At 59.7% G+C, this 19,896-nt stretch carries 19 protein-coding genes; 3 read left to right on the plus strand and 16 right to left on the minus strand.

Going from position 1 to position 19,896, the window contains the following annotated elements:
• Nucleotides 1-73: 73 nt before the first annotated feature.
• The gene (locus tag N7578_RS16890) at nt 74-1,645 is read right to left on the minus strand and encodes a peptidoglycan DD-metalloendopeptidase family protein (protein ID WP_311111426.1); all 1,572 of its coding nucleotides are present in this window, start codon (nt 1,643-1,645) and stop codon (nt 74-76) included.
• Here N7578_RS16890 and N7578_RS16895 point away from each other — a divergent pair.
• Nucleotides 1,545-1,805: a hypothetical protein gene (locus tag N7578_RS16895; protein WP_311112594.1), complete on the plus strand. Its 261-nt coding sequence runs from the start codon at nt 1,545-1,547 to the stop codon at nt 1,803-1,805. The two genes, N7578_RS16890 and N7578_RS16895, sit on opposite strands and share 101 nt — an antisense overlap.
• Nucleotides 1,806-1,988: 183 nt before the next feature.
• Here the strand turns inward: N7578_RS16895 and N7578_RS16900 are convergent, their stop codons facing one another.
• The 12 genes from N7578_RS16900 to N7578_RS16955 all read right to left on the minus strand — a co-directional run bounded on the left by N7578_RS16900 (nt 1,989) and on the right by N7578_RS16955 (nt 15,717).
• Nucleotides 1,989-2,642 (minus strand): protein-L-isoaspartate(D-aspartate) O-methyltransferase, encoded by a 654-nt coding sequence (locus tag N7578_RS16900; protein ID WP_311111427.1) that lies wholly within the window; start codon nt 2,640-2,642, stop codon nt 1,989-1,991.
• On the minus strand, nt 2,639-3,409 hold the full coding sequence (gene surE, locus N7578_RS16905; RefSeq protein ID WP_311111428.1) for a 5'/3'-nucleotidase SurE: 771 nt from the start codon (nt 3,407-3,409) through the stop codon (nt 2,639-2,641). The genes N7578_RS16900 and surE overlap by 4 nt, the downstream gene beginning before the upstream one ends.
• Nucleotides 3,410-3,513: 104 nt before the next feature.
• Nucleotides 3,514-4,797: a serine--tRNA ligase gene (gene serS, locus N7578_RS16910; RefSeq protein WP_311111429.1), complete on the minus strand. Its 1,284-nt coding sequence runs from the start codon at nt 4,795-4,797 to the stop codon at nt 3,514-3,516.
• A gap of 92 nt (nt 4,798-4,889) precedes the next feature.
• Complete coding sequence (gene tatC, locus N7578_RS16915; RefSeq protein ID WP_311111430.1) at nt 4,890-5,702, minus strand: twin-arginine translocase subunit TatC; 813 nt, start codon at nt 5,700-5,702, stop codon at nt 4,890-4,892.
• Entirely contained in the window at nt 5,699-6,478 is a 780-nt protein-coding gene (gene tatB, locus N7578_RS16920) for a Sec-independent protein translocase protein TatB (protein ID WP_311111431.1), read from the minus strand. Before tatB ends, tatC begins: the two co-directional genes overlap by 4 nt.
• 53 nt (nt 6,479-6,531) lie before the next feature.
• Nucleotides 6,532-6,744 (minus strand): twin-arginine translocase TatA/TatE family subunit, encoded by a 213-nt coding sequence (locus N7578_RS16925; protein WP_311111432.1) that lies wholly within the window; start codon nt 6,742-6,744, stop codon nt 6,532-6,534.
• Nucleotides 6,745-6,878: 134 nt separating this feature from the next.
• Nucleotides 6,879-7,580 carry an SMC-Scp complex subunit ScpB gene (gene scpB, locus N7578_RS16930; RefSeq protein WP_311112541.1) on the minus strand — a complete coding sequence of 234 codons (702 nt, stop codon included), beginning with the start codon at nt 7,578-7,580 and terminating at the stop codon, nt 6,879-6,881.
• A 40-nt stretch (nt 7,581-7,620) separates the two neighbouring features.
• Nucleotides 7,621-8,469, minus strand: a complete 849-nt coding sequence (locus N7578_RS16935) for a ScpA family protein (RefSeq protein ID WP_311111433.1) — start codon at nt 8,467-8,469, stop codon at nt 7,621-7,623.
• A gap of 55 nt (nt 8,470-8,524) precedes the next feature.
• Nucleotides 8,525-9,541 (minus strand): beta-N-acetylhexosaminidase, encoded by a 1,017-nt coding sequence (nagZ, locus tag N7578_RS16940; RefSeq protein ID WP_311111434.1) that lies wholly within the window; start codon nt 9,539-9,541, stop codon nt 8,525-8,527.
• A 96-nt stretch (nt 9,542-9,637) separates the two neighbouring features.
• A complete protein-coding gene (locus N7578_RS16945) occupies nt 9,638-12,589 on the minus strand; it encodes an SPOR domain-containing protein (protein WP_311111435.1) in 2,952 nt (983 codons plus the stop codon).
• A gap of 66 nt (nt 12,590-12,655) precedes the next feature.
• Complete coding sequence (gene argS / locus N7578_RS16950; protein WP_311111436.1) at nt 12,656-14,413, minus strand: arginine--tRNA ligase; 1,758 nt, start codon at nt 14,411-14,413, stop codon at nt 12,656-12,658.
• 86 nt (nt 14,414-14,499) lie between these two features.
• On the minus strand, nt 14,500-15,717 hold the full coding sequence (locus N7578_RS16955) for a deoxyguanosinetriphosphate triphosphohydrolase (protein WP_311111437.1): 1,218 nt from the start codon (nt 15,715-15,717) through the stop codon (nt 14,500-14,502).
• Nucleotides 15,718-15,894: 177 nt separating this feature from the next.
• Here N7578_RS16955 and erpA point away from each other — a divergent pair, with 177 nt between their 5' ends.
• Together erpA and xth are read left to right on the plus strand one after the other, a co-directional pair.
• Nucleotides 15,895-16,224, plus strand: a complete 330-nt coding sequence (gene erpA, locus N7578_RS16960; RefSeq protein WP_311111438.1) for an iron-sulfur cluster insertion protein ErpA — start codon at nt 15,895-15,897, stop codon at nt 16,222-16,224.
• Nucleotides 16,225-16,320: 96 nt separating this feature from the next.
• Nucleotides 16,321-17,121 carry an exodeoxyribonuclease III gene (xth, locus tag N7578_RS16965; RefSeq protein WP_311111439.1) on the plus strand — a complete coding sequence of 267 codons (801 nt, stop codon included), beginning with the start codon at nt 16,321-16,323 and terminating at the stop codon, nt 17,119-17,121.
• Nucleotides 17,122-17,200: 79 nt separating this feature from the next.
• Here xth and exoR read toward each other — a convergent pair whose 3' ends face one another.
• The 3 genes from exoR to N7578_RS16980 form a co-directional block, all read right to left on the minus strand.
• Complete coding sequence (gene exoR / locus N7578_RS16970; RefSeq protein WP_311111440.1) at nt 17,201-17,995, minus strand: exopolysaccharide production regulator ExoR; 795 nt, start codon at nt 17,993-17,995, stop codon at nt 17,201-17,203.
• Between the two features lies 1 nt (nt 17,996).
• Nucleotides 17,997-18,338, minus strand: a complete 342-nt coding sequence (locus tag N7578_RS16975) for a hypothetical protein (protein WP_311111441.1) — start codon at nt 18,336-18,338, stop codon at nt 17,997-17,999.
• 218 nt (nt 18,339-18,556) lie between these two features.
• On the minus strand, nt 18,557-19,849 hold the full coding sequence (locus N7578_RS16980) for an OmpP1/FadL family transporter (protein ID WP_311111442.1): 1,293 nt from the start codon (nt 19,847-19,849) through the stop codon (nt 18,557-18,559).
• Between the last annotated feature and the right edge of the window lie 47 nt (nt 19,850-19,896).

The following is a 19,896-nucleotide window of genomic DNA, read 5'->3' on the forward strand; positions in this document are numbered from 1 at the left end:
CAGTTTGTCCCACTATACAAAAAGAAAAAGCCGGGCATAGAGCCCGGCTTCTTCAATCCTTGAGACGCAAAACCTATTCAAGGAAACTGGATGGGTTCACCGGAGTCGCATCCTTGCGAACCTCGAAGTGAACCTGCGGACGCTTGGCGCTGCCGGTCATGCCCGACGTTGCGATGGTCTGGCCGCGCTGAACCTTCTGGCCGCGCTGCACGTCCAGATTGGCAGCGTTGCCGTAAACCGTGACCTTGCCGTCGTCATGACGGACGAGGACGGTGTTGCCGAGCTGCTTCAGCCCATTGCCCGCATAGATGACCACACCGTTTTCGGCAGCCTTGATCGGCGTGCCTTCCGGAACCGAGATATTGATTCCGTCGTTGCGGCTGCCGTCGACGTTATCGCCGAAGTTGTTGATGACCGCGCCACGAACCGGCCAGCGATATTTGCCGATGCCAGTGGATTCCGGAGCGATGGACGCGACATCCGTCTTCTTTTCGATATCGGCGACGCTTGCCGAGGCGGCAGGCGCGGAAGGTGCAGCGGCGGCAGCAGGTGCCTTGTAGGGCTCAGGCTTGGCCGAGGCTGTTTCGACCGGTTTGACGGCAGCTGCTTCCTTGGCGGGAACGGAAGCCGTCTTGATGGAGTCGGTGGCAGCACCCGGCATGGTCAGCGTCTGACCGACACGGATGTTTTCGTTGGAAATGCCGTTCGCCGCCTTCAGCGCAGCAACCGACACGCCGTTTTCACGGGCGATCTTGGCGAGGCTGTCGCCCGGCTGAACCTTGTATCCGCCAGCCGGAGGCAGCGGCTTTCCGCCAGGAGGCGTGAGCTTGCCATTTTCGGCCGAAACCTTGTCACGGGCAGCACCCTGCGAAGGCAGAACGGCAACGTTGTTTTCGGGCGTACGCAGCGGCGTCGGCTGATCGCCATTGCCGTTCAGCGCGATGTTGTCAGCAGCGGCCTTGGCGGCATTGCGCGACTGGCCGAACTTCGGAATGAGGATCGACTGGCCGGGCTGAACCGCCGAGGCGCTCTTCAGGCCGTTGACGCGCAGCAGCTCCTTTTCCGGAACGCCGTAACGGTTGGAAAGCGTCTTGATGTTTTCACCGGCACGCAGGGTGACCGACGAAGCGCCGTCCGTGTGCCAGCCGTTCGTATCCTGCTTGATGGTGGATGTGGTGATGTTGTCGGGGCGAACGGCAGCCTGCTGCGTGGGAGCGGCCAGAGACGGAGCAGCCTTCGGCGCGGCTGAGGGGAACGGCTGCGCCATCGCTTCGTTGCGGGTTACAGGATCACGGCTGGCGACCTGACCCGGAGCGGCCAGTTCGGAGCGCTGGACCGGGGAGGAGGAAACAGACCGGGCCGTCGACGGCTGAACACCGCCGTAACCACCGGACGGGTAAGCCTGCCCCATACCTCCATTGGACGCCATGTTCTGGTTGGCATAACCACCCTGCGGGGCAGATGCGTAACCGCCGTTCATGTCGCCCCGCGGAATGGGAGCCTGCCCGTAAGATCCGGCGCCCTGCCGGTTGGGAATAGATGCCGTGGTCATCTGGTCCGGTCCACTGGAGAAGAGGCCGCTGAACCGCGTTGCATCCGAGCTGCAGCCCGTTGCGACGCTTGCCAGCATTGCCGCTGCGAACATTTTTGCGACTGATTTTCCGATTTTAGGCGAATTACTCATACGCATGACTCGATCTACACTGACGCCAACCCGCCGCATCACGATCGATCCGGCGCAACTTCATTCTTTGCAAGGCACCTTTCCCAGAGGAGGAAAACCATGCGTCTATGGAGATGATTAAAGCGCGTTAGTGTTACCACGCCGTTAAAACGTTAAGCCGTTTGGAGCTTTTTTGACACTTCGATAACCATGTCGCGCGCGGCATGTGCCACGAAGAAACAACAATACAATTGAAAATCAGAGGCTTGAGATAATTCAGAACATTCGAAGGCAGACATGGACCGCCCTCAAAATTTTCACTTTGTCACAAATGGCGCGCTATATGGGTCGCCAGAGGCAGATAAGGCGTCTCGAACAGTTCCTCCCGCTCGAATCGGCTGCCCGTCTTTGAAAAGCGCGTCATGACGCAGCGGTCGTCTTCCGTGATGACCGGCGCGATCATCATGCCGCCGGAAACGATCTGTTCCGCGAAGAAACGCGGCATGGTGGTGAACGCCGCCGTGGAAACGATACGGTCGAACGTACCTTCCCCGACCAGGCCGTTGCTGCCATCGGCCTGCCGGATGACGACATTGCGGATGGAAAGGTCGTCGAGATTGTTCTGCGCGGTCTGAACCAGCGTCTTGAAGCGCTCGAGCGAGAAGACACGCTCGACCCGCCGCGCCATGATCGCGGTCATGAAACCGCTGCCAGTGCCGATTTCCAGCACGCGCTGCCCCGGCTTCAACTGAAGGCGAGCGAGCGTCTTCACCGCCATGTCGGCCCCTTCCATGAAGGAGCCGCAGTCCAGCGGAATGGTCCGGCTGGAATAGGCGTCGTTCGCGAACTGCGCCGGAACGAACCTGGAGCGCGGCGTCTGCTCGACAGCCGTCAAAAGGTCGAGGTCGGAAATCCCCTCGCCCCTCAGCCGAAGCACGAGAGCGGCAAAACCTTCCTTTTCGACCATGGCGGATTTCAATCGGCGACTCCGAATCCAAGAGCTTGAGCAACACGATCCTTGACCGTGTAATCGGTAAGGTCAAGCTTCAGCGGCGTAACGGAGATCTTGCCATGCTTGAGAGCGTGGATATCGGTGCCTTCGCGGAAGGTGCCGAGGCGTTCGCCGAAGCGCAGCCAGTAATAGGGGAAACCGCGACCGTCCTTGCGTTCTTCAACCGTCAGGCCAAAATCCAGCTTACCCTGCCCTGTCACCGATATACCCTGCACATCGTCCGGCGCGCAGTTCGGGAAATTGAGGTTGAGGAACGTACCGTCAGGCAGATCGACGTCGATCAGCTTGCGGATGAGATCCGGCGCGTGGGTTTCCGCAACTTCCCAAGGAGCAGCACGCCCTTCGGCGTGGTTGAACGCCTGGCTGAGCGCAAAGGAACGTACGCCCTGGAGCGTGCCTTCGATGGCACCTGCGATCGTGCCGGAATAGGTCACGTCATCAGCCATGTTGGCACCGGCATTGACGCCCGACAGAACGAGATCAGGCTTTTCCGGCAGAACCTCGCGAATGCCCATGATGACGCAATCGGTCGGCGTGCCGCGCAGCGCGTAGTGCTTGTCGGAAATCTTCCGCAGACGAAGCGGCTCCGAAAGCGTCAGCGAATGCGCCAGCCCGCTCTGGTCCGTTTCCGGTGCAACGATCCACACATCGTCGGAAAGCGTGCGGGCGATACGCTCCAGCACCGCAAGTCCTTCGGCATGAATGCCATCGTCGTTCGTCAACAGAATCCGCATGTTTCATCTCTCCGGTGCCGTATCCCCGTTTGGGGACACTATGATTTCTCTCACAGAAGCTTACCGCCCCCGCCATTCCGGGGGCGTCTCGAGAAGCCTGACAATCAGGCCGCCTTTTCGATCCGCTTCAGGCCGCCCATATAGGGCAGCAGCACATCAGGAATTGTGACAGAACCGTCTTCGTTCAGATAATTTTCGAGAACGGCGATCAGGCAGCGGCCAACCGCCGTACCCGAACCGTTCAGCGTGTGAACGAACTTCGTGGCCTTGTCATCCTTGCCACGGTAACGCGCATTCATGCGACGTCCCTGGAAATCGCCGCAGACCGAGCAGGACGAGATTTCGCGGTAGGTGTTCTGACCCGGCAGCCAAACTTCGAGATCGTAGGTCTTGCGCGCACCGAAGCCCATGTCGCCGGTGCACAGCGTCATGGTGCGGAAATGCAGGCCAAGACGCTTCAGCACTTCCTCAGCGCAGGCCGTCATGCGCTCATGCTCGGCAATCGAGCTTTCCGCATCGGTGATCGAAACGAGTTCGCACTTCCAGAACTGATGCTGGCGCAACATGCCACGCGTATCGCGACCGGCCGAACCTGCTTCCGAACGGAAGGACGGCGTCAGCGCGGTAAAGCGCAGCGGCAACTTTTCCTGCTCGAGGATTTCTCCGCCAACGAGGTTGGTCAGCGTCACCTCGGCGGTCGGGATCAGCCAGCGGCCGTCTGTCGTCTTGAACAGGTCTTCCGAAAACTTGGGAAGCTGGCCGGTGCCGAACATCGCCTCATCTCGCACCAAAAGCGGCGAAGACACTTCCGTGTAACCGTGCTCGCTGGTGTGAAGGTCAATCATGAACTGACCGAGCGCGCGCTCCAGGCGGGCGAGCTGGCTGGTGAGAACGGTAAAGCGCGCACCGGAAAGCTTGGCGGCACGTTCGAAATCCATATAGCCGAGCTCTTCGCCGATGTCGAAGTGCTCTTTCGCCTCATGGTTCCAGCCGGGCTTCTGGCCAATGGTGCGGGCAACCACGTTATCGTGCTCGTCCTTGCCAAGTGGAACATCATCCAGCGGAATGTTGGGGATGCGCGACAGGGCGTCGTTGAGCTCGGCGGTGACCCGACGGTCCTCCTCCTCGGCGCGCGGCATATCTTCCTTGATGGCGGCGACTTCCGCCTTCAGCTTCTCTGCCAGCTCCGTGTTCTTCTGCGCCATGGCGGCGCCAATTTCCTTGGAAGCGGCATTGCGACGCGACTGCATGTCCTGCAGGGACTGGATAACGGAACGGCGCTTTTCATCGAGCGCGATCAGACCGGCTGACGCAGGCTCGACGCCACGGCGGGCAAGTCCCGCATCGAAAGCTTCAGGGTTTTCACGTATCCATTTAATGTCGTGCATCGTGGTTCCAGACCGTTATTGGCGTTCAGTACAAAAACAAAACGCCGGGACGAATGGCCCGGCGTCTGGAGAAAAATGCTGATGGAAAACCGTCAGGCCTCGCCGGAACCTTCAAGCTCCCGGCCTTCGGAATCCTTAGCGCGCTTCTTCTCCACGAGTCGAGCCATGTAGATGGAAATCTCGTAGAGAATGATCGCAGGCAGCGCAAGACCGATCTGGGACATCGGATCCGGCGGCGTCAGCACCGCGGCGACCACGAAGGCCAGGACGATGGCGAACTTGCGCTTCTCGCGCAGCCAGTCGCTCGTCAGGATGCCGACGCGCGCAAGCAGCGTGGTCACGACAGGCAACTGGAACACCAGACCGAACGAAAGCACCAGCGTCATGATGAGGCTGAGATATTCGGACACCTTCGGCATCAGCGAAATCGCCACTTCGCCATCTTCCGGAAGTTGCTGCATGGCCAGGAAGAACCACATCACCATCGGCGTGAAGAAGAAATAGACGAGTGCCGCACCGATCAGGAAAAGGATGGGCGATGCGATGAGGAACGGCAGGAAGGCGGCGCGTTCGTTCTTGTAAAGACCCGGAGCCACGAACTTGTAGAGCTGTGAGGCGATGACCGGGAAGGAAATCACCATGGCGCCGAACATGGCAACCTTGATCTGCGTGAAGAAGAACTCCTGCGGCGCAGTATAGATCAGCGACGATTTCGCCACATCCAGCCCGGCCCACAGAACCGCCCACTTGTAGGGGATGACCAGCAGGTTGAAGAGATGCTTGGCAACGGCGAAACAGGCGATGAAAGCGATGAAGAACGCACCAAGCGCCCAGATCAGCCGCGTGCGCAGCTCCATGAGGTGCTCGATAAGCGGCTGCGGCTTATCTTCGATTTCCTCACTCATGCGTCATCCTTTTTGGCCTTGGCAGCCTTGGCTTTCGGTTTGGCGGCCACAGTCCCGGCGCCGTCCTTCGCTGCAGCCGTCTTCCGGGCAGCCGTCTTCCTGACCGGCTTGAGGGCTGCGGGTTCGCTGGTCTTCGGCGAGATGGCAGCAGCATCCGACGCAGCTGCCGCCTTGGTCCGGGCGACACGTTTCGGCTTGGCGGCGACCAACTCGGCCTCAACCGTCGCAGCTGACTGTGCAGGAACTGCATCAGCAGACGTCTTTTTCGCCCGTGTACGCTTCGGCTTGGTATCCGCGGTTTCGGTGGCGGCAGCAGTGGCAGCTGCCGTGACCGGAGCGACGGCCACCGGGACCACCGGTGCCGTCTCGGGCATCTTCAGGTCCGGCAGCTTCGATGTCTCTTCAGGAGCGCTGACCAGCGGCGCGACAGGCTCGCTCGTTTCCGGAGCGGCCGTAGAAGTCGACGCAGTGGGCGTGGTCACCTTCTGCAGGTCCGACTTGATCTCGTTCCCGAGCTGACGCAGCGGGTTCATCGCATCGCGCAGCGAATTAGTCGGGTTCAGGTTGCGAACGTCCGATATCGTCTGACGCACATCGTCCATGTCAGCCTCTTTCAAGGCCTCATCGAACTGACTGCGGAAATCGCCCGCCATCTTGCGAAGACCGGCCATCGTCTTTCCGAAGGCGCGGATCATTGGCGGCAAGTCCTTCGGGCCGACGACCACGATCAAAACGACCGCAATCACCAGAAGCTCGCTCCAGCCGATATCTAACATCAAAATGCTCCCGAAACCGGTTCGGCAATCTCAACGCAAGCAGGAAAACCTGCTTACTTGATCTCGTCGGCCTTGTGCTCGACCGTCTTCGCATTGGCGTCGGTAGACGCAGGCGGCGGCGTCTGATCCTCGTCGGCGATGCCCTTCTTGAAGCTCTTGATGCCCTTGGCGACATCGCCCATCAGTTCAGGAATCTTGCCACGTCCAAAAAGGACGAGAACAATCACCAGCACGATGAGCCAATGCCACACACTAAAAGAACCCATAACTGCAACTCCTGAATTTCGCTTTCAGACGATGTAAGATGTTTGGAGGGCTTTTTCAAACAGCAAATCGCCCATTCAACAATGAGTGTGCAGAATCTTTTTCCGCTTAAATTCCAAGCAGTAGAACTCGCACGTCAATCGTCGCCATCACCGCCGCTGGGCGCCAGCAATCCAAGCTCCTCCAGATCGAGCTGCGTGATGGGATCCTCGTCCTCGCGAAGCTCGTCGCTCATCATCGGCAGAGGCACACCGAAATTGGAAGGAATGCGGCCGGAAAGCAGCCCTGCCCCCTTCAATTCCTCGAGTCCGGGAAGGTCGCGCAACTCCTCAAGCCCGAAATGGTCGAGGAATTCGACCGTCGTGCCGATCGTGACAGGTCTGCCGGGCGTACGCCGACGACCGCGAAACCGGACCCAGCCGGCCTCCATCAGCACGTCGAGCGTGCCGCGCGAAGTCTGCACACCGCGGACATCCTCGATTTCCGCCCGCGTCACTGGCTGGTGATAGGCAATGATCGCCAGAACCTCGAGTGCCGCCCGCGACAGCTTCTTCGGCTCCTTCTCGTCGGTGCGAATGACGAAGGACAGATCGCCCGCCGTACGGAACGCCCAGTTCCCGCCGACCTGAACGAGATTGACGCCACGGCCATTGTAGAAAACCTTGAGCTTCCACATGATGGACGCAACATCCATGCCGCGTGGAAGACGGTCTGCGATGAAGGCTTCGGACACCGGCTCGGCTGAGGCAAAGACCAGAGCTTCGGCGATCCGCTCGGCCTCTTTCAGCTGCCGCTCGGAAAATGCAGCGGTCTCTGCCCCCGTATCATCAGCCACCATGACGGCTTCATCGCCGGAATTGTGCTCGGAAGCATGTTGGTCAGTCGTCATTCTTGATCCTTTCGGCAGCCTCAGCCTCGCTGCGCCCCTCTCCCTTGCGCACGTAGAGTGGCTGGAAAGCGCCGTCCTGCCGGATTTGCAGGGTGCCTTCGCGCACCAGTTCCAGCGAGGCGGCAAAGGCGCTGGCGATGGCAGTCACCCGCATCGCCGGGTCCGGCACATATCGCAGCAGATAGTGGTCGAGTGCGGTCCAATCCCCGACATCGCCGAGAAGGTCGGTCAGAAGCTCGCGGGCCTCGACCAGCGACCAGACCTGCCGCTTTTCAATCGTGACCTGTGTGATCGCCTGCCTCTGCCTCAGATTGGCATAGGCGCTCAGGAGGTCGTAGAGGTTTGCTTCATAGGACGAGCGGCTGACATGGGGAATATGCTCCGGTGCGCCGCGCGCAAAGATATCCCGACCAAGCTGGTCGCGGTTGACGAGTTTTTCCGCCGCATCGCGCATCGCTTCCAGACGCTTCAGCCGGAAGGCCAGCGTCGCGGCCATTTCCTCACCCGATGGCCCATCGTCTTTCGATTGCTGCGGAATGAGAAGCTTGGATTTCAGGAAGGCAAGCCACGCCGCCATCACCAGATAGTCGGCGGCAAGTTCGATGCGCACCCGACGCGCGCTTTCCACGAATTGCAGATATTGCTCGGCCAGCGCCAGCACCGAAATGCGTGACAGATCGACCTTCTGCGTCCGCGCCAGATGGAGCAGCAGATCGAGCGGACCTTCAAACCCTGCCACATCGATGACAAACGCGGCTTCGCCGGTCAGCCGCTCAGGCGATACATCCTGCCAGAGCTTCTCCATCGGCGTAGAATTGCGAGATTTGTCTGCGGCCATCGTTCCATCCGCCGGGCATCCGGCCTGTCATCCCGAACCAGATGGAACGGTTCTCTCAGGAAACCGCCCACATGGCGTTGAATTCCGCTCTCAACGACGCCTCGTCAGATGCATCTGCGACCGGGAAACCGATCTCGACGGCGCGTGCACGCTCCAAGGAACGGCCGGAAAGAACGGGAACCTCCTTCACGACCTGAAGCATTTCACCCATGACCCCGTTGCAATGCAAGACCATATCACAGCCGCCCTCAACAATATTCGCCGCCCGCTCGCCAAGCGTGCCCTTGAGCGCGTTCATCGAGCTGTCGTCCGACATCAGAAGGCCGTCGAAACCGATGCGCCCGCGAATGATCTCATCGATGACCCTAGCGGAGGTGGTTGCCGGACGTTCGCGATCGACGGCATTGAAGACGAGATGGGCGCTCATCGCCATCAGCTCGCGATTAAGCGCACGGAACGGGACGAAATCATGGGCGTCCAGATCGTCCAGCGGCACGTCCACTACTGGCAGCTCATGATGCGAATCGACCATGCCGCGGCCGTGACCGGGCATGTGCTTCATGACCGGCAGCATGCCGCCAGCCTTGAGGCCGTCCGCCGCCGCCTGCCCCATCTCCGCGACCATCTGCGGTGAATACCCGTAGGCACGGTTGCCGATGACGTTGCTGGCGCCTTCCACCGGAACGTCGAGCACGGGCAGGCAATCCACGTTGATGCCGAACCTCATGAGGTCGAAGGCATGCAGACGCGACATCAACCATGCGGCGCGCAATCCGGCATCGCGATCCCGCTCATAGATCTCACCCAGGATGCGGGCATTGGGATAGGCCTGCAGGACCGGCGGCTTGATTCGCTGCACGCGCCCGCCTTCCTGATCGATCAGCACCGGGGCATCCGGACGGCCGACCGCATCGCGCATCGACGCAACGAGATCGCTGATCTGCTGCGGCTCACCGATGTTGCGGCCGAACAGGATGAAACCCCATGGGCGCTCGTCTCGATAAAGAGCGATCTCGTCAGCCGTCAGTTCGAGGCCGCTGCATCCAAGGATCATAGCTTTGGAAACTGTCATGATGTCATGCCCGCAAAAAAATCAGAAATGGAAGGAATGTCACAAAAAAGCCGGGAGCGTCATCCGTCCCGGCTTTCGTCTTGCAGGTCGCTATTATCAGCGGGCGACGAGGCAGCTTCCGCCTGCGGCGCGGTATCGTTCGCACAGCGCCACGGCTTCATTCTTGTCGCCAGCCGGGATACGGACACGGTAGAACGTGCCCTTGCCGGCAATTTCGGCAGCCTTGATGTCCACACCGCGTCCGCCGATGACCGAACCGAACTTGGCCGACAGGCTCTGGTAGGACTTCTGCGCTTCCGCCTGGCTCGGCAAGGAGGCAACCTGAACATAATAGCCGCCGGAAGACGGTGTGCTGGTTGCAGCCGGGGTGGCGGCGGCAGTCTGCTGTGTCGCCTGCGGCTGCGCCGGAGCCGTCGGGCGGACATTGCCCTGATCTGTGACGGTGGCAACCACTGTGGCGGGCTGTGCGGACGGACGCGTTGCCGGAAGCGGAGCTGCCGACGGCGATGCGGCCGCGGGCGCCGTTGTGGCAGGTGCGGCAGGCGTATGGTTCTGCGCAGGCTCCGGCGTGACCGGAACGCGGGACGCGGCGATCACGGCAGGAACACCCTCGCCCGGCGTCGCCGCCTGCGGCGCAGCGAGTTCCTCAACCTTGGCGGTCTGCGCAGGCTGTGCGGCCGGTGCGTCAACCTCCTGAGCCACGAGCGTACCGTCAGGCTTGACGATCATCGTACGCACCTTGCGTGGCGAGACGCCAGGCGTTGCAGTGGTTTCGCTCTGCGCTGCCTTTTCTTCCGGCGACAGCAGGCGCGGATCTTCCGTCTCACCGACAGGCGTGCCTGCGGCAGCTATATCGGCATCGTCTTCGTTTTCCAGCGGAAGCTGCTCAGGGATCAGCGTGCGCTGAACCACATCGACGGGCTCTTCGTTGCTGGAGATCAGCGATGGCTGCTTCGGATCGGCAGCGCTGCCACCGGCAACGCGATCATAGACTGCCTTGTCCTGGTTCGGGACAACGCGACCGCCCGGATTTTCCGGAACGACCTTCATCGGATCGCTGTCGGCGGAAATGATGACCGGCGCGCCGCCGGAACCCTGGCTGGACGAACCACCGAACATCAGCGCGTAAACGCCACCGCCGACGAGCACGAGGCCCAGTGCGGCAGCAGCCGGCATCAGCCAGCGACGTCCGCTACGTTCCTCTTCGCCGCGATAGGCGGCCTGGTGATCGACATAACCACTGCCGTTGTCCCGCGACTGGCTGCCACGCGATGTGGCGGCTTCCTGCATGGAACGGCGGAAATCTTCCTCCAGCGCACGCTCAAACTCATCGACATCCTGCGGCGGCTGAATGGGCGCGCGTGCCTGTGCGGCAGGTCCGCGCATCTCGGCGTTCTTGTGACGATCCAGACCACCGGTGACCGCAGGCGCAAACAGCGCAGCGAGTTCGGTATCGATGTCCAGATCTTCCTCGTGGCGGCGAACCGGCTTCGGTTCGAAAACTGCAACCGGCAGTTCCGGTACATCCATCTCGGTGATGGTTTCGGGATGCTCTTCCGTTTCACCGATCTGCGACGGATCGAACGGCAGGCTTTCCAGCGATTCCGGAGCAGCAGCCTGCGGTGCAGGCGCGGCGGCAACAGGGGCAGCCGGACGAGGCGCAGCGGGTGCCTGAGCGACTGCGACAGGCGCGGACGCGGCAGCTGCAGGCGCGGCGGCAACCGTCACGGTCGCAGGACGCGTCGAAGCGGCCGGAGCGACACGAACCGGGATCGGCGCGACCACAGGCGCAGGACGAGGTTGGGCCGCGACAACGGGTGCCGCAACGACCGGCGCGGCGGCTACAGGTTCCGACACCACGTCTATCGAGGAGATTTCCGACAGGTCCAGATCAAGATCGAGATCATCGAGCGCCAGCTGGAAATCGTCGTCGTTGAAGCCCTCGAACTCGCCAGCCGGAGCATCGCCAACAGGCACCTCGGCCATGACCGGTTCTTCCCGAACCGGAGCGGACACGACAGGCTCCCGCGCAACGGACGTTTCCGTCTCACGTGTCGGAATGGAGTATTTCGCAACGTCGTAGATCAGCTCATCCATCGGCGACAGCTGGTCTGTGGCAGCAGAGGCAGCAACCGGCGCAAAGGACGGCGCGACATCCTGCGCCTGAACGGCGGCAGGCGTCGGCTCCACGCGGGCTTCAACCCGGCGAGGCTCGGCAGCAGGCACATCGCGGCGCGCGCCGAAATTGGCAAGCGGCAGACGAAGACCGGAAAACTCCAGCGACGAACGGCCGACATGCGACGGCGCACGAACCGTCGGAGCAACCGGTGCAGGCGCAGCCGGCGCTTCGGCGGCAACGGCCTGCTCTACCTCGTCAACAAGATCGAATGCAGAAGACTGCGCGACGTCTGCATGTGCATAGTGCTGCTGGCTCGAGGACACATCGGCAGGCAGCTCGGGCATCTCATGCCATTCGGCCTGCTGCGGCTCGAAGGATGGCTCGGGCTGCCACTGTGGCTGCTCGTAAGCGGCTTCCTGATAGGCAGCAGGCTGGGGCTGACGCGGCTGAACATCGAAAACTTCGGCAACGACGCTCGCGTCATCGCGAAAATCGTCGCGGATATCGAAGGGCTGCGCGCCCTCAACCTGCGGCGTATAGGCGAACTCAGCGCCGGGAAGAGGCTCCTCCCTGACCTGCGGCTCTGCGGCAGGTGCGAAGTCCGGCTCGCGGCGTGCGAAGACGGACTCGACGCGCTGCATGAAGTCACCGGCATGGATACCGCCGCGCACATCGTTGGCCGGATCGAGAACCACCGGCTCGGTGTCGGGCGCATCATACACCTCGAACTCGCGCAGCAATTCGTCTTCAAGATTGAATTCGGGTTCGCGCCGGACGGCCGGCGACGCAACGGACTGCGTAGCCTGGGACGTCACATGCGAAGGACGATCCTCGAAGCCGACGATACGCGCCAGCTCTGCCAGGGGATCATTGTCAGCGAACTCCTCGGACCGGTTGCCCCGGTTATACGCGACATTTTTTTCGACCATTACGTGTTCCACCATCTACGCATTACAGCTCTTGCCAGCGTATTGTGAGCAAATAATGGTGATATGTTATCGCATCTCGTCAGGTGCGTCCGCTCCCAAAAGAGCAAGTCCGGACTTCAAAACATTCGCGACAGCATTCACCAGCCCGAGTCTGGCAATGCTCAATTCTCGGTTTTTATCGTTAACAAAACGTAATTCCGGCTGATCTTTACCTTTGTTCCAGTGTCCGTGGAAGAAACTCGCCAGGTCGTAAAGGTAAAACGCAAGGCGATGCGGCTCCTGCGTGAGCGCCGCAGATTCGATCAGACGCGGATATTCCGCAAGCTTCGCAACAAGCTGCAACTCATTGATATCGCTAATCAATGATGCAGAGGATGCCAACTCTTCCGTTGTTGGAGCAAGACCCGGAAACGCCTCTTTCGCCTGCCGGAAGACCGACATGCAACGGGCGTGCGCATACTGCACATAAAAGACCGGATTGTCCTTCGACTGCTCCGTTACTTTGGCAAAATCGAAGTCGAGCGGCTCGGAATTCTTCCGGTAGAGCATCATGAATCGCACGGGATCGCGTCCGACCTCGTCTACGACGTCGCGCAATGTGACGAAATCGCCGGAGCGCTTCGACATCTTGACCGGCTCGCCATCGCGGAAAAGCTTCACGAGCTGGCACAGCAGAACCGTCAGCTTCGAGTTGCCTTCGGACACGGCCCGCGCAACGGCTTCCAGACGCTTGACGTAACCGCCATGGTCCGCGCCGAGTACATAGATCATCTCCTTGAAGCCGCGGTCGTACTTGTTCTTGAAGTAGGCCACGTCGGCAGCGAAATAGGTGTAAGACCCGTCCGACTTCATCAGGGCGCGGTCCATGTCATCGCCGACTTCCGTCGAACGGAACAGCGTCTGTTCGCGGTCTTCCCAGTCATCAGGCAGCTCACCCTTCGGCGGCGGCAGGGTTCCCTTGTAGACGTGTCCCTTGAACGTCAGGTCGTTGATGGCCGACAGGATTGGCCCGCCATTGCCCTCGTGCAGCGTGCGCTCCGAGAAGAACACGTCATGCTTGACGTTGAGGGCAGCCAGATCCTCGCGGATCATCACCATCATCGCAGCGATCGCCTTGTCCTTGACGATCGGCATCCACTTGTCTTCCGGCATGGTGCGCAGCTTGATGCCGAACTCATCGGCAAGCGCCTGACCGACCGGAACGAGATAGTCGCCCGGATAAAGACCGGGTGGAATCGTGCCGACGTCTTCGCCAAGCGCCTCCCGGTAACGCAGGAATACCGAACGCGCCAGGACATCGATCTGCGAACCAGCGTCGTTGATGTAATATTCCTTGGTGACGTCATAACCGGCAAACGCAAGCAGGTTCGCCAGCGTATCGCCGACAACCGCACCACGGCAGTGACCGACATGCATCGGACCCGTGGGGTTGGCGGAAACATATTCGACGTTGACCTTCTGGCCACTACCGACCTTGGAGCGGCCGAAATCCGTGCCTTCTGCAATCATGCCCGACAGGAGGCGCTGCCAGTAGCCGACTGAAACCTTGAGGTTGATGAAGCCGGGGCCGGCGACGTTGACGCTGTCTACATCAGGATCCTGCTGGAGCGCAGGGACGATCAGTTCGGCAAGCGCACGCGGATTGGTGCCGAGCGGCTTTGCCAGAACCATGGCGGCATTGGTCGCGACATCGCCGTGGCTCGCATCGCGCGGCGCTTCGACGGTCACTCGACCGAAATCGATATTTTCGCGGTTTTCTTTCACGAGATCGACTGTCTCGAGCGCGTTTTTGATTCGGGTATCGAAATCGGCAAAAATATTCATCGTTCCAACCTGCGCGAAGCGCTTTCTCTTTTCATGTCCGGCAATATGTCTATGTCACCAGCCGGGGTTCGCGATCGCCCGCTGCCCTATCGTAAATCGGGTGTATGGTCAAACAGCCGCTGGTGAGTACGCAGTGCATAACTGTCCGTCATACCGGCCAGATAATCACCGACATGGCGGGCCTTGGCGGCAACGCTCATGCCCGAAATGCTGTCCACCCAGTAGTGGCTCTGCATTTCAGCGGGCGTTTCCATGTAGCGGTGGAAAAGATCCGTGACGATCTGGGTGGCGCCCGCACGGATGCGCATGATTTCCGGATTCCGGTAGATGTGGCCGAACAGGAGCTTCTTGATCTGCCTGTCGGTTTCGGCCATCGCCGGGGAAAAAGTCGCGACAGTCAGGTCCGCGCCGCGAACGTCGGCCGCGCTCTTCGGCTTCAGTCTTTCGAGATTGTGCTGGGCAACGCCGATCACGTCCTCGACCATTCGGGTGATCTGCCGGCGCATGATCTCGTGCGCGAAGCGGTCATCGTCCAGTTTCGGATATTTCGCCCGCACCTCCGCCATCAGCCCGGAGAGAAACGGCACCTCCTCCAGCATATCGAAGGTCAGATATCCGGCGCGCAGGCCGTCGTCGATGTCATGGGTGTTGTAGGCGATGTCGTCGGCGATGGCGGCGACCTGCGCCTCGAGACTGGCATAGCTGCCGATCTCGAGATCCTGCAACTGGCAATATTCGATTATGGGCAAAGGCACCGGCCCCTTGATACCCTCACCATTGGCGTCAATCAGCGGCCCGTTATGCTTGACCAGACCTTCCAGCGTCTCCCATGTCAGGTTGATGCCGTCATATTCGGCGTAGCGCCGCTCCAGCTTGGTCACGATGCGCAGCGACTGGGCGTTGTGGTCGAAACCGCCATAGGGTTTCAGAACCTCGTCCAGCGCATCCTCGCCCGTATGACCGAACGGCGTGTGTCCGAAATCGTGAACGAGCGCCACGCCTTCGGCCAGATCCTCGTCCAGCTTCAGGGCGCGCGCCAAGGCGCGGGCGATCTGCGCCACCTCGATGGTGTGGGTCAGGCGCGTGCGATAATGATCGCCATCCGGGCTGATGAACACCTGCGTCTTGTGCTTGAGGCGGCGGAAGGCTGTTGTATGGACGATGCGGTCACGGTCGCGCTGGAACTCGGATCGCGTCAGGCTGGTCTCTTCCGGGAAAAGACGCCCACGCGTCGTCCATGGATCGGCAGCGTAAACCGCCCTCTCCCCACTTCCGAAACCCAGTGCACGCTGATCAATTATCATACCTTGTCCTGCCATATGGCCATTGACCTTTTCATCTACCCTTCATACCTATCGCGAAGGTTGCCGCAAAGCACGTTCGCAATGCGGTAACGCTATAGACGGCCAATTTGACTGGTTTATAATCGGTCTTGCACAGAACTTTACTCGCCGGTTCTTGACCCCGGTTGGAGAAACGACATGACGACTGACATCACACTCTCCGAATCCGCCGCAAAACGAATCGCCCAGATCGTTGCTGCAGACGCTGGAAAACAGGCCCTTCGCGTTTCCGTGGAAGGCGGCGGCTGTTCCGGATTTTCCTATAAGTTCGATCTGGACGGCGAGCCGACTGACGACGACATCGTTATCGCCCGTGGCGAGGCCAAAGTACTGATCGACAGCATGTCGGTGGTCTATATGGCCGGCTCCGAAATCGACTTCGTGGACAACCTCCTTGGCCAGTCCTTCCAGATCAAGAACCCGAACGCGGTCGCCAGCTGCGGCTGCGGCACAAGCTTCTCCATCTGACGTCTCTTTCCACCGTTACCACAGCGCCGTTTATGGAAAACGGTGGAAATCACGGCTGCATCGGCTAAAAGAATCCTCACAAGAGGGAAAACTCCGATGAAGATTGCCACCTGGAACATCAATGGCGTCAAGGCGCGTATCGAAAACCTTTGCCAGTGGCTGAAAGATTCGTCGCCGGACATCGTTTGCCTCCAGGAAATCAAATCGGTGGACGAAGGTTTTCCACGCCTTGAGATAGAGGCGCTGGGTTATCACGTCGAAACTCACGGCCAGAAAGGCTTCAACGGCGTTGCCTTGCTGTCAAAGGTAAGGCCGGATGAGGTCAATCGCGGCCTTCCCGGCGACGACGCCGACGAACAGGCCCGCTTCATCGAAGGCGTATTTTCGGTCGAGGGCGGCGTCATCCGCGTCTGTTCGCTTTATCTGCCGAACGGCAACCCGCCGGACGATCCGGTCAAATATCCTTACAAACTTGCATGGATGGAGCGGCTGCGCCGCTTCGCCGAAGATCGCCTCGCGCTGGAAGAACCGCTTGTCCTGGCGGGTGACTACAACGTGATCCCCGAACCATTCGATTGCCACGATCCGCGCGTGTGGGAAGGCGATGCGCTCTTCCTGCCGCAGACGCGGGCCGCCTTCCGCAGGCTGGAAAATCTGGGGTTCACGGATGCCGCCCGTGCAACGACCGATGCTGCGGGGCTTTATTCTTTCTGGGATTATCAGGCTGGCGCATGGCCGAAGAACAACGGCATCCGCATCGACCACCTGATGCTGTCGGCGGAAGCTTCCGACCGGCTGCAGTCCGTTGCCATCGAAAAACACGTCCGCGGATGGGAAAAGCCATCAGACCATGTGCCGGTCTGCGGTTACTTCGATTTCCGGCCGGTCAACGCATAACCGGCCAATCACCAGCAAGTTCTCGCGGGCGATACAGGCCGTATGGCGTCAGGGTATCATCAGGTCCTGACGGACCAATTCAATCGAGATCTTCGCCACGCATGCTCTGCGCCAGGGAAATCGCGGAGCGGCGGTCGTTTTCCGAGGCTAGCGAGAACGCCTGTTCCTGAATGTTCTGGATCCAGGTGCAATCGGCTGCCGTGCACTTGTCCAGCGCCGCCGTCATGAACGCCAGTCCACGCGTCGTCTGACCTTCCTGGAACAGCAGATTGCCGAAGATCGACATCGCACCCGCATGGCCGTGCCTGCGGGCCTGATTGAGCCACTTCTTGGCCTGCTGCACATCGGCGCGACCGCCCTCACCTGCGAGGATCATTTCCGCCAGCTTGAACTGCGCTTCCGCCACGCCGAAGGTGGAAGCTACCTGGAAATAGAGTTGCCGCGCCTGTGACATATCCATCCTCACCGGGCTACCGGGAATGCCATGGCGATAATAATTCGCGAGCGACAGCAGCGCGTTGACGAAGAAGCCGGTATCTTCCGAACCGGGCTCGACACCCTGGCTGGCGATTTCGCTGTAGATCTTGAAAGCCTCGAAGTCGTTCTTTGCAACACCGTCGCCATAGGCGTACATGTTTGCCAGCGCCCAGCGCGAACCGGTGTGGCCCTTTTCCGCAGCGTAACGGTAGGCCTCGACAGCCTCGTCCTTGTTGCCGTTCTTGTAGGCCTTGAAGCCGAACTTGAACAGATCAAAGGGGCCGGATTCCTTCGTCACGCCTGCATTGATATCGAAAGCCGCAGCAGGCATTGCGAGCGACGCAAGCATCATGCCCAGGAAGAGCGACTTCAAAACGTTGGCTTCACATTTCAGCATTTCAGCGAACTTCTCTCACTCTTCCCGGCGTATAGCCAATACTTGCGGAATACTGCAAAGCCAAATTCCGCCGGGGCGCGATTTTTCGAATACACTGCGTCTTTCCGGCAGCACTTCCCAGCGCACCACCGATGGTCTGCTGCGGTAATTGCTCAAGTTTTTCAGTGAGACAGATATAGACATAATTTCCGGCAATATCGCGGCGTTCCACCGCTCCTTTACCGGCATCAAGCAAGTGCCGGGACCGAAATCCCCTCGTTACTTGCTTAAACCCTGAATCCAAATCCGTTTTCACTTTCCGCAATTCCGCCGGTCCATAAAAAACGCCTGCATATTCTTCCATTCCCCCGTCCGTGAACAAAGCCAAGCACCTTGTTTGTGGCGGGAAATGGACAAATCTGCCTACATTCCAACGCGGCTCAAAGCTTGCAGAAAAGTGTTGCGAAATCGTCACAAAACTACGGCGCTAGAAAATTTTGTCCATCAGGAATCACAGTGCAACATGAAAAAGGCCCGGTTGGTAAACCGGACCTTTCCAATCGTTACAACACACAGATTGCCTCAGAACTTGACCTTCACACCGGTCGAGATCGCGGCAACGATATCGTTGCCAAAATCGTAGCCAGCCTCATCGCCGCAACGGGCCGTGGATGGGCCGCAAGGTGCTCCCGCAATCGACGAACTACCGGACGTTAGGAGACCGACCGCACCTGCGATCTTGAACTCGATATTCTTGTAAGGTGAATAAATGAGTTGCGTACCGACCATCCACGTATCGGTCTGCGTACCGATAACTGTCGAGGTGCCACGATCCCAGGTCAGGCTAACAGCGCCGCTCCACTGTTCGTTGAACTTGTGACCGATACCGCCGGAAATCGTCCAGCCATCGCGATAGAACAGGTCGAGCGTGTTGATGGCCGCAGTCGTTCCGGCAACGCAGGTCGGCGAACCAATCGCGCAGAAAGGGATCGTCTGGATCTGGCTCCAATCGGTCCATTTTACCGAACCGAACGCAAGCCAGCCGGGCGCGATGCCAGACTGCACTTTCCACTCGATGCTATCAGGCATGGAAACCGCACCGTAAACCGGTGTAATTCTGCCGGAGATCGCGTTTAGACCAAGTGGAAGATGGGTTAGATCGACATTGCCCGTCAGATCAACGTCAACGGCGCTGTTATAAACGAGGCTTGTGCGGAAGGCGATTTCAGGAATTTCGTAAGCCAGACCGGCACGCCAGCCCCAGCCATCGCCTTCCATTTCCAGCTTGCCGACACCGTCATAAATGGACGTGGGTATGCCGTTTGCGGTCATGAAGGACGGTGACAACACCTGACGGTATTTGTACCCGTTGATTTCCTGATAGAAACCGCCACCGATAATCGAGAAATCACCCTTGCCGAGATCGAATTTCACGCGGCAGGTCGTGGCGTAGTTGTGCGATTTGACCTTGGTTTCGATATTATAGCTCGACCCCTGCCAGATGCCGGGATTAAGGTCCGCACCCCACGGCTGGGAATAATCGAACATACAGTCGGCGAAATCGCCGATAGCCGCCTTACCGCCGACGCGGGTAGTCCAGTAATTCTCTGAATCGTCAGCCGTCGTGGACCACGAGGCTGGCAGAGGGAAAGCAACAGGGCTGGCAGGACTCTTGTTCGGATTATCCCGCGCGTTCTCCACCTTGCGCTGCGGAGCAACGAAGGTTGTGGAACTGTCCAGAACATAATCCGACGGATCGAACAGCAGATCGATATTATAGCCGCCGCGCTCGAGGCCGCCCGCCAGCGAAGGCGTGACCATCGCGATGCCGGCCGCAAAACATACCGCGCCGCGAAAAATTGCAGTTTTTGCCATCTCTCTCCCCAATCAAGGCAATGTGATCGACGACAGACTGTCGTGCT

This window comes from Agrobacterium tumefaciens (genome assembly GCF_031801495.1).
Lineage (GTDB): Bacteria > Pseudomonadota > Alphaproteobacteria > Rhizobiales > Rhizobiaceae > Agrobacterium > Agrobacterium tumefaciens_K.

Excerpts from the sequence above, each read along its gene's own strand:
- N7578_RS16890 (WP_311111426.1), bottom strand. The coding sequence starts at position 1,645 with ATGTTCGCAGCGGCAATGCTGGCAAGCGTCGCAACGGGCTGCAGCTCG.
- surE (WP_311111428.1), bottom strand. The coding sequence starts at position 3,409 with ATGCGGATTCTGTTGACGAACGACGATGGCATTCATGCCGAAGGACTT.
- serS (WP_311111429.1), bottom strand. The coding sequence starts at position 4,797 with ATGCACGACATTAAATGGATACGTGAAAACCCTGAAGCTTTCGATGCG.
- tatC (WP_311111430.1), bottom strand. The coding sequence starts at position 5,702 with ATGAGTGAGGAAATCGAAGATAAGCCGCAGCCGCTTATCGAGCACCTC.
- tatB (WP_311111431.1), bottom strand. The coding sequence starts at position 6,478 with ATGTTAGATATCGGCTGGAGCGAGCTTCTGGTGATTGCGGTCGTTTTG.
- N7578_RS16925 (WP_311111432.1), bottom strand. The coding sequence starts at position 6,744 with ATGGGTTCTTTTAGTGTGTGGCATTGGCTCATCGTGCTGGTGATTGTT.
- scpB (WP_311112541.1), bottom strand. The coding sequence starts at position 7,580 with ATGGTGGCTGATGATACGGGGGCAGAGACCGCTGCATTTTCCGAGCGG.
- N7578_RS16935 (WP_311111433.1), bottom strand. The coding sequence starts at position 8,469 with ATGGCCGCAGACAAATCTCGCAATTCTACGCCGATGGAGAAGCTCTGG.
- nagZ (WP_311111434.1), bottom strand. The coding sequence starts at position 9,541 with ATGACAGTTTCCAAAGCTATGATCCTTGGATGCAGCGGCCTCGAACTG.
- N7578_RS16945 (WP_311111435.1), bottom strand. The coding sequence starts at position 12,589 with ATGGTCGAAAAAAATGTCGCGTATAACCGGGGCAACCGGTCCGAGGAG.
- argS (WP_311111436.1), bottom strand. The coding sequence starts at position 14,413 with ATGAATATTTTTGCCGATTTCGATACCCGAATCAAAAACGCGCTCGAG.
- N7578_RS16955 (WP_311111437.1), bottom strand. The coding sequence starts at position 15,717 with ATGATAATTGATCAGCGTGCACTGGGTTTCGGAAGTGGGGAGAGGGCG.
- erpA (WP_311111438.1), top strand. The coding sequence starts at position 15,895 with ATGACGACTGACATCACACTCTCCGAATCCGCCGCAAAACGAATCGCC.
- xth (WP_311111439.1), top strand. The coding sequence starts at position 16,321 with ATGAAGATTGCCACCTGGAACATCAATGGCGTCAAGGCGCGTATCGAA.
- exoR (WP_311111440.1), bottom strand. The coding sequence starts at position 17,995 with ATGCTGAAATGTGAAGCCAACGTTTTGAAGTCGCTCTTCCTGGGCATG.
- N7578_RS16975 (WP_311111441.1), bottom strand. The coding sequence starts at position 18,338 with ATGGAAGAATATGCAGGCGTTTTTTATGGACCGGCGGAATTGCGGAAA.
- N7578_RS16980 (WP_311111442.1), bottom strand. The coding sequence starts at position 19,849 with ATGGCAAAAACTGCAATTTTTCGCGGCGCGGTATGTTTTGCGGCCGGC.